Source organism: Heliophilum fasciatum (genome assembly GCF_004341395.1).
GTDB classification, from domain to species: domain Bacteria; phylum Bacillota; class Desulfitobacteriia; order Heliobacteriales; family Heliobacteriaceae; genus Heliophilum; species Heliophilum fasciatum.
This window is the reverse complement of the sequence record NZ_SLXT01000001.1, coordinates 159,325-175,050: the sequence shown is the minus strand read 5'-3', so window position 1 is coordinate 175,050 and position 15,726 is coordinate 159,325. Positions and strand designations below refer to the sequence as shown.

Annotated in this window: 13 protein-coding genes and 1 pseudogene; 12 read left to right on the top strand and 2 right to left on the bottom strand. The window is 55.5% G+C overall.

Going from position 1 to position 15,726, the window contains the following annotated elements:
• The first annotated feature begins 55 nt into the window (after nt 1–55).
• The 8 genes and pseudogenes from EDD73_RS00825 to pyk all read left to right on the top strand — a co-directional run bounded on the left by EDD73_RS00825 (nt 56) and on the right by pyk (nt 10,341).
• Nucleotides 56–3,790, top strand: coding sequence for a DNA polymerase III subunit alpha (locus EDD73_RS00825; protein WP_131917784.1), 3,735 nt, complete (start codon nt 56–58; stop codon nt 3,788–3,790).
• Between the two features lie 118 nt (nt 3,791–3,908).
• The gene (mtrB, locus tag EDD73_RS00820; protein ID WP_131917783.1) at nt 3,909–4,142 is read left to right on the top strand and encodes a trp RNA-binding attenuation protein MtrB; all 234 of its coding nucleotides are present in this window, start codon (nt 3,909–3,911) and stop codon (nt 4,140–4,142) included.
• A gap of 21 nt (nt 4,143–4,163) precedes the next feature.
• Nucleotides 4,164–4,358, top strand: a pseudogene (locus EDD73_RS15150) (putative signal transducing protein); the annotation flags it as partial.
• A gap of 13 nt (nt 4,359–4,371) precedes the next feature.
• On the top strand, nt 4,372–5,277 hold the full coding sequence (gene accD / locus EDD73_RS00810) for an acetyl-CoA carboxylase, carboxyltransferase subunit beta (RefSeq protein ID WP_264672900.1): 906 nt from the start codon (nt 4,372–4,374) through the stop codon (nt 5,275–5,277).
• Entirely contained in the window at nt 5,261–6,220 is a 960-nt protein-coding gene (locus EDD73_RS00805; RefSeq protein WP_131917781.1) for an acetyl-CoA carboxylase carboxyltransferase subunit alpha, read from the top strand. Before accD ends, EDD73_RS00805 begins: the two co-directional genes overlap by 17 nt.
• A gap of 203 nt (nt 6,221–6,423) precedes the next feature.
• A complete protein-coding gene (gene pfkA, locus EDD73_RS00800; protein WP_131917817.1) occupies nt 6,424–7,383 on the top strand; it encodes a 6-phosphofructokinase in 960 nt (319 codons plus the stop codon).
• A 116-nt stretch (nt 7,384–7,499) separates the two neighbouring features.
• Entirely contained in the window at nt 7,500–8,534 is a 1,035-nt protein-coding gene (locus EDD73_RS00795; protein WP_131917780.1) for a copper amine oxidase N-terminal domain-containing protein, read from the top strand.
• 25 nt (nt 8,535–8,559) lie between these two features.
• Nucleotides 8,560–10,341 (top strand): pyruvate kinase, encoded by a 1,782-nt coding sequence (gene pyk, locus EDD73_RS00790; protein ID WP_243116741.1) that lies wholly within the window; start codon nt 8,560–8,562, stop codon nt 10,339–10,341.
• Between the two features lie 173 nt (nt 10,342–10,514).
• Here pyk and EDD73_RS00785 read toward each other — a convergent pair whose 3' ends face one another.
• Nucleotides 10,515–11,315 carry a sulfite exporter TauE/SafE family protein gene (locus EDD73_RS00785; RefSeq protein ID WP_131917779.1) on the bottom strand — a complete coding sequence of 267 codons (801 nt, stop codon included), beginning with the start codon at nt 11,313–11,315 and terminating at the stop codon, nt 10,515–10,517.
• A gap of 62 nt (nt 11,316–11,377) precedes the next feature.
• On the opposite strand from EDD73_RS00785, the gene EDD73_RS15025 reads away from it, so the two are divergent.
• On the top strand, nt 11,378–11,530 hold the full coding sequence (locus tag EDD73_RS15025; protein WP_207668764.1) for a hypothetical protein: 153 nt from the start codon (nt 11,378–11,380) through the stop codon (nt 11,528–11,530).
• Between the two features lie 213 nt (nt 11,531–11,743).
• Entirely contained in the window at nt 11,744–13,078 is a 1,335-nt protein-coding gene (locus tag EDD73_RS00780) for an ammonium transporter (protein ID WP_243116740.1), read from the top strand.
• A 70-nt stretch (nt 13,079–13,148) separates the two neighbouring features.
• On the opposite strand, the gene EDD73_RS00775 is transcribed toward EDD73_RS00780, so the two are convergent.
• The gene (locus tag EDD73_RS00775) at nt 13,149–14,201 is read right to left on the bottom strand and encodes a patatin-like phospholipase family protein (protein WP_165876233.1); all 1,053 of its coding nucleotides are present in this window, start codon (nt 14,199–14,201) and stop codon (nt 13,149–13,151) included.
• 275 nt (nt 14,202–14,476) lie between these two features.
• Here EDD73_RS00775 and EDD73_RS00770 point away from each other — a divergent pair, with 275 nt between their 5' ends.
• Both EDD73_RS00770 and moaA read left to right on the top strand, forming a co-directional pair.
• On the top strand, nt 14,477–14,674 hold the full coding sequence (locus tag EDD73_RS00770) for a hypothetical protein (RefSeq protein ID WP_131917777.1): 198 nt from the start codon (nt 14,477–14,479) through the stop codon (nt 14,672–14,674).
• Between the two features lie 12 nt (nt 14,675–14,686).
• A complete protein-coding gene (gene moaA, locus EDD73_RS00765; RefSeq protein ID WP_131917776.1) occupies nt 14,687–15,673 on the top strand; it encodes a GTP 3',8-cyclase MoaA in 987 nt (328 codons plus the stop codon).
• The last annotated feature ends 53 nt before the right edge of the window (nt 15,674–15,726 follow it).

The window sequence follows — 15,726 nt, the reverse complement described above, 5'->3', positions numbered from 1 at the left end:
CGCCGCTTTCTACCGAATTAATCAACGCACCACTACCGACGGGAGGGCATGGGCCTTGACCTATACTGAAAAAACAGCCAACCCCTTTGTCCACCTCCACGTCCACACGGAATACAGCCTCCTGGACGGGGCGGCCCGCATCAGCAAACTCGTCGACCGCGCCGCCGCCTTGGACATGCCGGCACTGGCCATCACCGATCACGGCGTCATGTACGGCGCCATTGACTTCTACAAAGCGGCCAAGAAAAAAGGCGTCAAGCCGATCATCGGCTGCGAAGTCTACGTGGCCCCGCGCGGCCGCACCGACCGGGACCCGCAAAAAGACAGCGACCCCTACCATCTGGTCCTGCTGGCCAAAGACATGACGGGCTACAGAAATTTGCTGTCCCTCGTATCGCAAGCCTATTTGGAAGGCTTCTATTATAAACCCCGCGTGGACCGCGAACTGCTCGCCCGGCACAGCCAGGGCCTCGTCGCCTGTGGCGCCTGCTTGGCCGGCGAAGTGCCGCGCCTGCTCCTCCGGGAGCAGGAGGAACAAGCCCGCGAAGCAGCCCGCTTTTACCAAGATATTTTCGGGCCGGAAAATTACTACCTGGAACTGCAAGATCACGGCATCCCGGACCAGCGCAAAGCCAACATCGCCCTCGTCCGCTTAGCCCAATCGATGGGCATCGGCCTGGTGGCCACCAACGACGTCCACTACGTCGCCCGTAGCGACGCTTCCCTCCAGGACGTGCTCATGTGTTTGCAGATGGGCAAAACCTTAGACGACATGAACCGCATGCGTTTTGACGGCGAAGAGTTCTACTTAAAAAGCGCCGACGAGATGGCCCGGCTCTTCCCATCGGTGCCGGAAGCGCTGACCAATCCCCTCAAGATCGCCGAGATGTGCAATCTGGAGATTCCCTTTGGCATCAACCATCTTCCGGAATTCCCCATACCGCAAGATACGGCCTTTCAAGTTTGGTGCGGCGACTATCGGCAAGCGCCCTGGCCCGGCGCACCGTGGGGAGAAGCAGAGCAATACCTTCTCTACCTTTGCCAGAAAGGCATGAACTGGCGGCGCACAGCCGGACAAGCCGCCTACGAAGAGCGCCTGGCTTTTGAACTGGGGACGATTTGCCGCATGGGCTTTGCCGGCTACTTCCTCGTCGTCCAGGACTTCTGCGCCTTTGCTCGCGATCAGGGCATTCTAGTCGGTCCCGGCCGGGGCTCAGCGGCGGGCAGCCTCGTCGCTTATGTACTGGGGATCACCGACATTGATCCGCTCGTCTACAACTTGCTCTTCGAACGCTTCTTAAACCCCGAACGCGTCTCCATGCCCGATATCGACATTGACTTCGACTTCGAACGGCGTGGTGAAGTCATCGAATACGTCGTGCGTAAATACGGCAGTGACCGCGTTTCCCAGATTATCACCTTCGGAACAATGGCTGCTAAGGCAGCCGTGCGCGATGTAGGCCGGGTGATGAACATCCCCCTGACCGATGTCGATAAAGTAGCCAAAGCCATTCCCGGCGAACTGGGCATGACCATCGAAAAAGCACTGGAAGTCAACCCCGATCTCGTCTACATGCGCCAGGACCCCAAAATCGACCAACTGGTGGCCACAGCCCAAGCGCTGGAAGGCACACCGCGCCACGCGTCGACCCATGCCGCCGGTGTGGTCATCGCGCCGTCACCGCTGACGGACTTTTTGCCGGTGCAGCGCCTCAGCGACAGCGGCGTAACGACCCAATTTCCTAAAGACACTGTCGAAGAGATCGGCCTCCTCAAGATGGACCTTCTCGGTCTCAAGACCTTGACGCTGATCGGCGATGTGATTGCCAAGATCAAAAAGTCCCAAGGCATCACTGTCGAACTCAAAGACCTGCCTTTAGATGATGAAAACACCTATCAACTGCTGACACGGGCCGACAGCCTCGGTGTCTTCCAATTAGAAAGCTCGGGCCTCCGGGCGATCCTGCGCGAACTCAAGCCCAACTGCTTTGAAGATATCGTTGCCCTCGTCGCCCTCTACCGGCCCGGACCGCTCCAGTCGGGTATGGTGGAAGATTTTATCCAGCGCAAACATGGTCGTACAGCCGTCACCTATTTACATCCCGTCCTGGAGCCGATCCTCAAAGAGACGTACGGCGTCATCCTCTATCAAGAACAGGTCATGCGCATCGCCAGCGACCTGGCCGGTTTCTCCCTGGGACAAGCCGATATGCTGCGCCGGGCCATGGGCAAGAAAAAGCCTGAAGTCATCGCCGGGCTCAAGCAGCAGTTTACTGACGGTGCCCGGGCCCGGCAGGTGCCGGAAGCAACGGCGGCGCAAGTTTTTGAATTGATCGAGTACTTTGCCGGTTATGGCTTTAACAAAAGCCACTCGGCGGCCTATGCGCTGATCTCCTACCAAACGGCCTACCTCAAAGCCAATTATCCGGTGGAGTTTCAAGCGGGCCTATTGACGATCGCTGCCGATACGACGGATAAAGTCAGTATGTATATTGATGAAAGCCGTCGCATGGGCATCAAGGTACTCCCACCGGATGTGAACGAATCGGGCATCGATTTTACCGTCACGACGGAGCGGGAGAGCGGCGAGGCGCAGATTCGCTTTGGCCTGGTAGCCGTGAAAAACGTCGGCCGCAACGCCATCGAAGCGATACTGCTGGCCCGCGAAACGGGCGGCCCCTTTCGTTCGCTTGTCGACTTTTGCACTCGCGTCGATGGGCGTCATGTCAACCGGCGCGTGATGGAAAGCTTGATCAAATCCGGTGCTATGGCTTCGCTGGGACCGCGGCGGCCGCTGTTGATGATACTGGACCGCTGCCTGGAAATCGCTTCGCGCCGCCAGCGCGATCTGGCGACGGGGCAGATGAACTTGCTCGATATATTTAATGAAGCCGGTGGCGAAGAAGACCTCGACAGCACTGCCGGAGTGGAAGATGTGCCCTTACCGGAAGTGGCCGACTTCAGCCAGCGCGAACGGCTCACGATGGAAAAGGAACTGCTGGGCCTGTATTTTAGCGGTCATCCTTTGCAAGAAGTGCGGGCGCAGTTAGAGCAACGGACCAACCTTTCGATCCGCCAGATCACGCCGGAGATGGATCAACAGCGGGTGCTCTTGGCCGGGCTGATCCAAAGCTTGCGCCGGACGACGACCAAGCGCGGCGAATTGATGGCCTACTTGACGTTGGAAGATTGGGACAGCAGCATCGAAGTGCTTGTCTTTCCCCGTGCCTACCAGCGTTGCTCGGAACTGCTGAAAGATGATGCGATCATTTTGCTGGAAGGCAAAGTGCACTACGAAGATGAAACACGACGCATCTTCGGGGAGCGCATCTATCCGGTGCAACAGGCCGTGCTCGATGGCATCCCACCACAGCAATCAGCCATGCCGCCATGGACGCAGCCAGGCATGCCACCACCACCGCTGCAACCAGGCATGCCACCACCGCTGCAACCGGGCATGCCACCACCGCTGCAACCGGGCATGCCACCGCAACCAGCCATGCTACCGCAACCAACCATGCTACCGCAACCAACCATGCCAACACCGCCACCGCCCAAGGGCATCGTCGTCATTCAAGCGCCGATCGCCTATGGTGATAAAGACGCTGTTGGCCATCTGCTTCAGCGCATTCGCCAGTTTCCCGGCCCTACACCGGTGCGCGTGCTTTTTCTCAAAGATCGCCGCGCTTTTCAACTTACCCCGGAGTTTTCCGTCGATGTGAACGCACATTTTTGGCAAACCATTGAAGACTATTTAGGACCGGGAACAGTGGAACTTCAACAAGCATAATTGCGTAGTGTATGGTAACAACGATCATAAACGATTGTGATAACATACTGTTTGCATGGAGAACATTGGTTGTGCTATGCTTAGCATGGAATGGATTAACCGAGAGAAGGTGTGACCTTTGCAAGAAAAAGAAACGATCGTTACTGGTGAATATATTTTAATTAAAGCATTAGAAAACGGTGTCACCATTATTGGGTTAACACGTGGGCGAGATACAAAATTTCATCATTCCGAAAAAATGGACAAGGGTGAAGTCATGGTCGCTCAGTTTACGGAACATACATCAGCCATGAAGATCCGTGGGCGAGCCCAAGTATATACCAAGCACGGTGTTGTTGAAGCAGGAAATTAAGAGAAAGAGAGGTGACTGACCGTGTGGACGGTTGTCTACATCGCGCCGAATCGTAGTACCGCCGAGATGTTAAAGAATGTATTGACGCTAGAGGGGTTACTGGTGATGTTGCGTCCCGTCGGTGTTCCTCATTTAGGTGATTCCGGTTCTGTAGAAATCCTTGTGCCCGAATCGGAAGCGGAAGAAGCACATGAGATTCTCAGCGGAGCACTAGGGGGGGTAGAAGACATTGAAAGATTTTATTCGCAACGCCCGCCAGCGGCTCTTAGAAGAAACGCGAGAACAAAATCCTCAGAACGACGTTGTTCAGGAGGAACGGGAAACACGCATGGAAGGACTTTGGGTTCGCTGTGAAAAGTGCCAGGAGATCTTCTTGGCGAAAGAACTCGATAAGAACTGTCGCGTTTGTGCCAAGTGTGGCCATCACTTTCGCATCGCTGCTCCGCAACGGATCGCGGCGCTGCTTGATCCGGACAGTTTTATCGAGTGGGATGCCCATTTGCCCACGCAAGATCCGTTGCATTTTCCGGGGTACAAAGGAAAAGTGGAAAAAAGCCAGCGCGAAACGGGTCTGGCCGAAGCGATTGTTACCGGACAGGGAACGATCGAAGGTTTTCCCGTCGTTGTCGGTGTGATGGATCCCCGGTTTATCATGGCCTCGATGGGAACCGTTGTCGGTGAAAAGCTCGTTCGTGCCATTGAAGGCGCCTGCGCGCAGCGCATTCCCTTAATTCTTTTTTCGGCTTCCGGTGGTGCCCGCATGCAAGAAGGCGTTCTTTCGTTGATGCAGATGGCCCGCACCAGTGCAGCCTTGACGCGCCTTGCTGAAGCCGGTGTGCTTTATATTTCCGTGTTGACCGATCCCACGACAGGTGGCGTGACGGCTTCCTTTGCTATGTTAGGCGATCTGATTCTAGCGGAGCCGGGCGCACTGATCGGCTTTACCGGCCCACGGGTGATCGAGCAAACGATCCGACAAAAATTGCCAGAAGGATTCCAACGCGCTGAATTTTTGGAGCAGCACGGTATGATCGACCGTATTGTGCCCCGTACGCAGATGCGCAGTCAACTGGCCTTGATTCTCGCCATGCATACCAAGACGGAAGGGGTGACCGCCAATGGCCCAACCGCTTGAGTTTGAACAGCCCCTGTTTGCCTTGGAGGCGAAAATCGATGAGCTGCGCCATTTTTCCCAAGAAAAAGGCATGGACTTGCGGGAAGAGATTGCCACGTTAGAACAGCGGGCACAAGAATTACGCGCTTCGATTTATCAAAACTTAACACCGTGGCAGCAAGCGCAATTGGCCCGCCATGCTGAGCGACCTAATGCGATTGACTATATTCGCGCGAACATTCAGGACTTTATCGAACTCAAAGGCGATCGCCTTTATGGCGATGACCCGGCCATTGTCGGCGGCATCGGCTTTTTCCAAGGCCGGCCGGTGACCGTATTGGGTCATGTCAAAGGCAAAGATACCAAAGATAACATCTACCGCAACTTTGGGATGCCCCATCCGGAAGGCTATCGCAAAGCCTTACGGCTGATGCAGCAAGCGGGCAAGTTTGGTCGTCCCGTGCTTTGTTTTATCGATACCCCCGGTGCCTACTGCGGCATCGGTGCCGAAGAACGGGGGCAAGCGCGAGCGATTGCCCATAATCTCTATGCGATGGCATCCTTGCCGGTGCCGATCCTTTCCTGCGTCATCGGTGAAGGTGGCAGCGGCGGCGCCTTGGCGCTGGGCGTAGCTGATCGCATCATGATGATGGAGCATGCCATTTATTCCGTGGCCTCCCCCGAGTCGGCCGCTTCGATTCTTTTCAAAGATGCCACCCAAGCACCGCGCGCCGCTGGGGCGATGGCGATCACGGCAGAACGGTTGCATAAGCTGAGGATTGTCGATCGTATCGTCGATGAGCCGGTCGGCGGTGCCCACCGTGCGCCGCTGGAGGCTGCCCATAATCTGGGCGCTGCCTTTGCGCAGGAATTGGCGTCTTTGGTAGATCTGCCGCCGGCGGAACTTGTCGAACGTCGTTATGAAAAGTATCGGCAATTAGGACATCATTTATTGATGGGATAAGCAGAAAAGACCTCAGGCATGGAGTGATGCCTAGAGGTCTTTTCTTTATGGAGAGAAACGGCATAGAAAGAAACGGTCGGAAAAGAAACCGTCCGGAGAGGAACTGCGGTGGGATTTGACGAAAAATTAACCCTGACAGGGTGGTGAAAACAGCACCTGTCGGGTATTCTAAGGGAAGAAAAAAGGGGGTCAAAGGCATGGCGATTCGACATCTTGGTGTGTTAACGTCCGGTGGCGACGCACCGGGGATGAATGCCTGTATTCGCGCCGTTGTACGTACGGCCGTTTACCACGGGATTCGCGTAACCGGTATTCGGTATGGCTATGAAGGAATTCTCAATGATAACTTTGTGGCCATGGACAGTGGGAGCGTCGGTGATATCATCCATCGTGGCGGTACGATTTTGATGACGGCCCGTTCCAACTCTTTTATGGAAACGGCCGGTCAGGACCGGGCGGCGGAGCGCTTGCGTATCGCCGGTATCGACGGCTTGGTCGTCATCGGCGGTGACGGTTCCTTTCGTGGTGCCCAGACCTTGCATAAGCGCGGCATTGCTGTTGCCTGCATTCCGGGGACGATTGACAATGATATTGCCGGTACGGAGTATACGATCGGTTTTGATACGGCCGTCAATACCGTACTGGATGCGATCAACAAAATTCGTGACACAGCCACGTCCCATGGACGGATCAATATGATTGAAGTGATGGGTCATCGTTCCGGCCATATTGCGCTCCATGCTGGCTTTGCCGGCGGGGCGGAGTCGATCTTGGTACCGGAAGAGCCGTTTGATCTCGAGGCTGTATGTACGCGGCTAATCCGCGGGCGCGAGCGCGGGAAAAAGCATTCGATCATTTTGATTGCCGAAGGGGCCGGTGATACCATGGAAATCGGCAAAGCCATCGAGAAAAAAACCGGCCAGGAGACGCGGGTCACCATTTTAGGCCATATCCAGCGGGGTGGTAACCCAACGGCCCTCGATCGCCTCTGGGCATCGCGCATGGGTGCCCGGGCGGTGGAGCGTTTGCAGGCCGGCCATAGCGGCGAAATGCTGGCCGTGCAGCAGGGCCGGCTTGTCGCTGTGGATCTGGATGCGGCCGCTACAACTTCGACCGGACTCGATCAGGATCTTTATGATCTGGCAGGCATCTTATCGCTGTAAGAGGCGGGTAGCCTTGTCACTTACAACAGCGGGCATCTTATTACTGTAAACGGCAGGCATCTTATCGCTGTAAACTTCAGCGTCATACCGCTGTGCGCAGTGCAGGAGTGAAAAATATGAAGTATCGTTGGAACTGGCTACGTTGTTTGCCGGTGCGCATGGCCATGCTGGGGGCGGTAAGCTGGCTGATGGCTCTGTCACCGCTGGGCTTGGCGCCGAGCCTTGCGGCAACGGCACCGGTGGAAGCGGCGCAAACATTGCCGCTGGTCTATGTGGGCAAAACGCATCAAGCCGCCGGGGATATTGTCTTGACGGAAGGGATGGCCGGCAGCTTAAGCGCAAGCAAAGGTAACGATGAAGTGCGGCTTTATTTACCGCGCGGGGTGGAATTCGATGGATTGCCGCAAGTGGACGTAGTGCAAGGCGATTTGCTCATCGATCCCTCGTCGGTGAGTACATACAGCGACGGTTCGGAGGGGGCTTATCTGCGTATTCGCTTGCGCGCCGATTCCACAACGCCCTCGACACTGCGTGTATCTTCGATCTATTTGCGGCTGCAACGCATGGTACCTGATGGCGACATCGTTGTTAAACTAAAAGGATCGGCTACGGCTGACGATGGTATCGTCGCTGCCTTTGGCCGTGACACGGCTGCCGAAATCCCCATTGCCCGGGCGGTGACCGCACCGGTGGGGGTACCCTCGGTAACGACCGACCATACAACCAAAGTACCGACCGGTTTTCAGGAACGGTCCCTTGACGATCGGCTGCAGTTGCAGATCGGCCGGCCATCGGTTCGCTGGCATGATCGCCTGATTACGATGGAACAGGCGCCGCAATTGCTCAACGATCATGCAATGATTCCCTTGCGCTCCTTGGCGCTAGTGATGGGGTTGAGCCCAGGCGCGCTGCAGTGGGATGGTAGTACCGGTACAGTACACATCGGCGTCGGTGCCCAATCCTGTGCGTTGCAAGTGGGCAGTACGACGATGAGTCTTCCCGGCGGCCAACAAGTTTCCCTACCGGTGGCACCGCAGATCATGGAGGAGCGTATGTTCGTACCGTTACGGGCTATTGCCCAAGTTTTTGGGGTCGAGGTCCAGTGGCATGGTGATGATCAAACGATTAGCTTGAACCCTCGGAAGTCGTAATGATGTTCAAGGAGGAAATGTATCGATGCCAGAAGTGAACGCGGAGGCTAACGCCATGAAACTTTGTGCGAAGATCGTCTGCACCATTGGGCCGGCCAGTTCCAATGTAGAGACGTTGCAAGCGATGATGCTTGCCGGCATGCGGGTGGCCCGGTTGAATTTTTCTCACGGGACCTATGGTGAACATGCTGAGCGCATTGCGATGGTTCGCCAGGCCGCAGCGGCAACGGGCCATTCGGTCGCTATCTTGCTGGACACCAAAGGGCCGGAGATTCGCATAGGCCAAGTCGACGGCGGCAAGGTCACACTGCAGGAAGGGGCTACGGTTGTCTTGGTACCCGATGATGGAACACCGGGGAACGTCAAGCAACTGCCGATCAGTTATGCCGGGTTGGCCGGCGATATTGAAGCCGGCACACGGATCTTGATTGATGACGGCAATATTGAGTTGCAGGCCATCCACATTGACGGGAAGGCGATCACCTGTGAAGTCAAAACCGGCGGCGACGTACTGACGCGCAAGGGTGTCAGCGTACCGCGGGTGGCCCTGAAGTTGCCGGCCATTTCCGAAAAGGAAGTAAAAGATCTGGAGTTTGCCATTGTTCATGACATCGATTTTATCGCCATTTCTTTCGTCCGTACGCCCGATGATGTGTTAGGGATTCGCCAGATCTTGGAGGAACGGGGAGCGTCGATGCAGTTGATCGCCAAGATTGAAAACCATCAAGGCGTGGACAACATCGATCGCATCTTGCAGGTGGCCGACGGGGTTATGGTAGCACGAGGCGATCTCGGCGTAGCGATACCCACCGAAGAAGTGCCGTTGGTGCAAAAGATGATCATCGCCAAGTGCAATGCTGCCGGGAAACCGGTCATTACGGCGACGCAGATGCTGGACTCGATGATCCGCAATCCCCGGCCGACCCGGGCTGAAGCGACTGATGTGGCCAACGCCATCCTTGACGGCACCGATGCGATCATGCTGTCCGGGGAAACGGCGGCCGGTAAATATCCCGTAGAAGCGGTACGCATGATGGCGCGCATCGCTTGGCGCGCGGAACAAGCGCTGGAATATAAAACGGCACGGGAGCGCCAATTCGCCAGCAATTTTGGCAGTGTGACGGACTCGATCAGTGCGGCAACCTGTACGATCGCCGCTGATCTTGGGGCCAAAGCGATCATTACCCTGACGAAATCAGGATCGACGGCGCGCATGGTCTCCCGGTATCGTCCACGCTGCCCGATCATTGCGGCCACACCGGAGGAGAAAGTGATGCGGCAGATGGCCGTTGTGTGGGGTGCCGAGCCGATGAAGGTTCGCCAGACCGAAGGCACCGATGAAATGCTGTCCGAAGCGATCGATCGCTCTTTGCAGGAACAATGGATCGATTCCGGTGATCTGGTCGTGCTGACCGCCGGTGTACCGGCCGGTGTGGCCGGGCGGACCAATTTGATCAAAGTGCATGTAGCCGGTAAAATCCTGGCCCGTGGGCAAGGCATTGGCCGGGCGACAGCGGTGGGCCGGGCCGTAATCTGCCGCACGGCTGCTGACACGCAGAAGGTACAAAAGGGTGATATTTTAGTGGCGTCGCTGACGACACGGGACATGATCCCGGCCATTGAACGCTGCGCCGGCATCATTGCCGGCGAAGGCGGGCTGACATCCCATGCGGCCATCGTCGGTTTGCAATTTAACATTCCCGTCATCGTGAGCATCGGCGATCTGGATGCCCTGACGGACGGTGAAACCGTGACGATGGATTCGGAGCGTGGGCTGATTTACGAAGGCGTAGCACGAGTACTATAAAACAAAAAATTCATGACCCGCTGGCCACGGGCTATAATGAAAACGGTTTTTCATAAAAAAGGGGGAATACACAGCACCGCAAGGATGCTTTGTATTCCCCTTGATCGTATAAAAGCAACGTATTTCTTGATTCATGGACCTAATCCGTGGATTTTCCAATGTCTGATCAGCGATCAAGCGAAGGCCAGTCTCCAGGCCACGATGAACATGAGCACGGCAAAAAGCTGAAGCAGTTTTTTTGCGGGAATCTTCGGTGCCAGCCGCGTACCGATTTGGGCGCCGATGATGGCACCGATGGACAAAAACATTGCAGGCAGATATTGAATCTGCCCCTGGAGCAAGTACCCGATGGTACCGAAAAAGGCTGATACGGTCAAGATCAACAGCGATGTGGCCGTGGCAATATGGGCAGGAATGCCCAGCAGCATCGTCATGGCCGGCACGTGGATGATGCCGCCGCCGATGCCAAAGAGGCTGGAAAGCAAGCCCACCCATCCGCTGATGGCAATACCGGCGCGGCGATTTACTTGATAGTGATAGACGATCCCTTGGGCATCTTGAAATGAGCGCGTGATCTTGTTCCCCCATGCTGCCGGGATACGGTCTTGCGCTGCGCCGGTCGGTTTAAAAAACATCAACAGCGCAACCAACACGAGCAAACCGGCAAAGGCGATCGCAAAGGCTTTGCCCTCAATGTAGGGTGTCAGATAAGAACCGACCAGGGCACCGGGGATGGTGGCGATGGAAAAAGGAATGCCGATGTGGAAGTCGATGCGTTTTTGTTGGGCATAATTCCATGTGCTAACCAAGGAGTTGATCAGGATAAAGGTCAGCGACGTAGCGGCGGCCCAGGTATGGGAATAGTTGAAAAACAAGAGCAGAACGGGGATGACGATAAAGCCACCGCCGACACCAATCATCGAACCGAGGGTTCCTGCGACGATGCCGGTGATCAAGAGCAGTGCCGTGTCCATAGAAGCCTCCTTGTTATGGGGCGAGTTATTGCTCTCATTATAACATAGTCTGATGGCATCAGTTGGTTGTAACAGTAGGCGAAGAGCGGATGGCCCTTTTGCTAAGCCGGCAAAAGGTGGGCCATCAGTACACCGAGTTGCCTGACTGGCCGCCCGTGCTTTGTAAAAAAAATATCAAAATATCGCTTGTCAATTCTGGTTCCGGTGCGGTATAATTCCATCCATAGTGGAAAGCTCTTCAAACATTTCCGGGTAATCGTTTAACCGGGATGGGTTATGTTCTGGGCATTGACGCCCTCAAGACTTGATACAGGTCAAGTCTTGAGGGCGTTTTTTGTTTAAACAACCAATCGGGATCAAGAGAGGTGGATCAAGCAAGACGCAAAACTGCCTGGCGTAACATGGGAGACAATGATGGAGGGATCGAGATGATGGAACCAACGTTAAGCCAACTGGCCATGGGGGTTAATACGGTATGGGTGCTGCTGGCAGCAGCGCTGGTGTTTTTTATGGAGGCAGGTTTCGCGGCTTTAGAAGCAGGATTTGTTCGGGCTAAAAACAGCATCAACATCATCATGAAAGTTTTCATGGATTGCACCGTAGGGATGCTTGGGTATTGGGCCGTCGGTTTTGGGATCATGTACGGTGTCAGTAAAGGCGGGTTCATCGGTTGGAGTGACTTTTTTCTGCTTGGTGATGCAGCCCACTTGAATCTTTCCATTCCGGTTTATGCCTATTGGCTTTTTCAAGCGGCTTTTGCTGTGGCGGTAGCGACGATTGTTTCCGGTGCTGTGGCGGAGCGCATGAAGTTTGGCCCTTATATTATCTTTAGTTTAGTAGCAACTGCTTTTATTTATCCTTTGGTCGCTCACTGGGTATGGAATCCGGAAGGTTGGTTGGCGAAGAAGGGTATGGTTGATTTTGCCGGCAGTGCCGCTGTTCACGCCGTCGGCGGGTGGGCTTCGCTGGCCGCAGTGCTTGTCTTGGGACCGCGTATCGGTAAATACAATCCCGATGGAACACCGAACGTCATTCCGGCCCACTCGTTACCCTTGGCGGCATTAGGTGCCTTTATCCTCTGGTTTGGTTGGTTTGGCTTTAACCCGGGCAGTTCGCTGTCGGGCTTAGATATGAATATCGCGCGCATCGCTGTTACGACCAATCTGGCGGCAGCGGCCGGCGGTACCATCGGTTGTTTTTACACGATGTTCAAGTGGGGCAAACCGGATCCCACGATGGTGATCAATGGCTGTCTCGCCGGCTTGGCGGCCATCACAGCCGGCTGTGCCAGCGTATCGCCAGTAGGTGCTGTGGTGATCGGTGCGGTGGCCGGTGTGCTGGTTGTGGAAGCAGTTGGTTGGATTGATCGTTTGCGTGCCGATGACCCTGTCGGCGCTGTGGCCGTCCACGGCGTTTGTGGTTCCATGGGTGTCATCGCTGTCGGCTTGTTGCATACGGAGCGAGGGTTTTTTTATGGCGGCGGTGCGGAACTGCTCGGTGTACAGCTCGTCGGCCTTTTATCGGTGTCCCTCGTCGCCTTTTTATCCACTTACGGAATTTTCTTGGTTTTGAAGAATACAATGGGCGTTCGTGTCAGTGAAAAAGACGAACTGGAAGGCATGGATTTGGCCGAACATGGTATGGCTGCCTATACGGAAACAACGACCTTTCCCAGTCACTCCGTAGGTCACGACGCTTTTGGTCAAGCGATGCCGGTGTCGGCGCAATGGGCCAATGTTCCGACAATGAAACCACCTCAATAAATCAAACCAGCCCAATCAATGAAATCACCTTAAAATAAAAAACGATGGCCAAGCGATTGTGGCCATCGTTTTATTTTCTTTTGGCTGGGCTTGACAGGGCGGGGAAAGGGGTTGTTGGTGCAGGGGGCGGTGCTGACGTGATCTGCAGCCGGATCCCGTTGATCGTGGAATGAGCCGGCGCCGGTGGAAAGGGAGATGGCGGCTCCGATGACGATGTTGGTGACACGGTTTCGCTGTGGAGTAAGCGATGCAGTGCCGGTAAGCTGTCGACGGTCGCCCGATAGCCGGCTTGAATGGCCGCGTCGAAGGAAGCAAAGTCAAACAAGCCCATGTCATCTAAATGCGGCTCAATCAGCAGATCGGTGCTGGTTTGGGTCGTACATAAGTCAACTTCGTAGCCGAGAATTTCGGTGGAACGCACCATCGTGGTGATCAAGTTGGCTGGTGCCGGAACCGGTTGACCAGGGTTACGCAGATTGACCGAGATGACGAGATCCGCACCGAGTGCGCGGGCCACATCGGCGGGCATATTGTTGCGTACGGCTCCATCCACGAGCAGCAGATCACCGAGGGGAAAGGGTTGAAAGACACCGGGAAGGCTGCAACTGGACCGTGCGGCCTGGGCAATCGGCACAGCGCTGATAAACTGCCGGTAGGGTATGGGGTACTTGGGCAAAAGATCCCGCGGCGTAAAGCAAATGGCATAGCCGCTGATCAGATCGGTGGCGGTGATCACCGTGGGGGGATCGGTCTGATCCAGCGTTTGTTCGCCCCACTGATCGGTGAAGAATTGTTCCAGACGGCGACCGCGCAGCACGCCGGAAGGTAGTTCCGGCCACAAGTGGCTGTTGGGGTGGCCCAGGAGCTTTTGACCCAGGTTGCGCGCTGCTTGCCAGGCCCAACGCCAATCAAAATCGAAGAGAGCGGCCTGGGACAGGGACTGGGCGATTTTGACCATGTCAGCAGCACCGGCACCGGTACCGTACAGCGCGGCCACATAGCTGCCGGCACTGACGCCGATGACCAAGGAAGGCCGAAGGCGGGCTTCTTCAAGGGCTTTAATGACGCCGACATGGGCGGCACCACGAGAACCGCCGCCACTGAGGATCAGGGCCCACTTCATGAGGATCACCTGCCGATCCATGCTTTTTGCTCAGTATATGCGCTAAAAGATGCAGAGGTGACTATTTCTGCTACTTGTTCTTTTATCTTGCTTTAACTTATAATTATCTAAATTAATTGTTGATTAAGTATCTGCTCCGGTGCTTGACCGGTAGCGGGGATTTTTTTATTCTTTTTTATACTTGCATAGCGCAATTTTTATATTTGCATAGGCAATAATCAATCATAGACAATGATCAAGCTTGCATAGAGCAATGATTAAGTGGAGGAAGTGCGATGAACCATCAGGAGTATCCGGACGTCGATTGGCTGTTCATCAAGCAACGATTGCTGGAGCGGGCTGCGAATGGGCATATCGATTGCGCCGGAGCAAGGGCGCTGGCGGAAGAATTGCAGGTATCGTACCGTTCGATTGGACAAGCAGCCAATGAGTTGAAGATCAAGATCGCCCATTGTGAACTTGGCTGTTTTTAAGGGAGGTCGCCGATGCAAGACCGGTGGTCGCGTTCGATCGATTATCTTCGTCTTTCCGTAACGGATCGCTGTAATTTACGCTGTCGTTACTGCATGCCGGAAGAAGGTGTGCGTCGTCTGGCTCATGAGCAGATTTTGCGTCTGGAAGAGTTGGAACGCCTGGCTCGGGTTGCCGTTCGTTTGGGCATCCGGCGGATCCGGGTGACCGGCGGTGAACCGCTGGTGCGCAAAGGGATTGTACCGTTGATGGCCCGCCTTGCCGGCATCGCCGGGCTCGACGATCTGGCGATGACGACCAATGGTATCTTACTTGGAGCGATGGCGCCGGAACTCAAAGCGGCTGGGTTGCAGCGCGTTAATATTTCCATGGACTCGTTACGACCGGAGCGTTTTCGGGCGATTACCCGCGGTGGTGCTATCGATGCGGTTTGGGCCGGGATCGATGGCGCTCTGGCTGCCGGGCTCAATCCCATCAAGCTCAATGTGGTAGTGATCGGTGGGTTTAACGATGATGAACTGGTTGATTTTGCCCGTTTGACGCTGGTGCGGCCGATTCATGTGCGTTTTATTGAGTGGATGCCGATGGGGGCGTCCCGGTGCAGTGGTATTCCAGGCTGCTTTGTCGGTGTTGGCCAAATGGAACAAACGCTTATGGAAGCGGGATTGCGGCCCGAGCCGGTGTCGCCGGTTCGAGGGGCGGGGCCTGCTGCCTATCGGCGGTTGCCGGGTGCGTTGGGAACGATTGGCTTTATCGGGGCGCTGTCTCAGCATTTTTGCGCCGCCTGTAATCGCCTGCGCCTGACGGCCGACGGTCACTTGCGCCCTTGCTTGGATGGGCCTGTTGAGTTCGATCTGAAGGGCCTCCTGCGCCTGGGCGTGTCCGATCGGCAGTTGGCTGCGATCTTTCGACGGGCTCTGGCGGTCAAGCCAGCTCACCATGAGATGATAACGGAACCATGGAAGGCCCATGCTCGTCAAATGAGCCAAATCGGTGGGTAAATGAGGTTCTTTTGCAGATGTTTCCGGTATGTAGGCAGGAAAATACCAGCTTA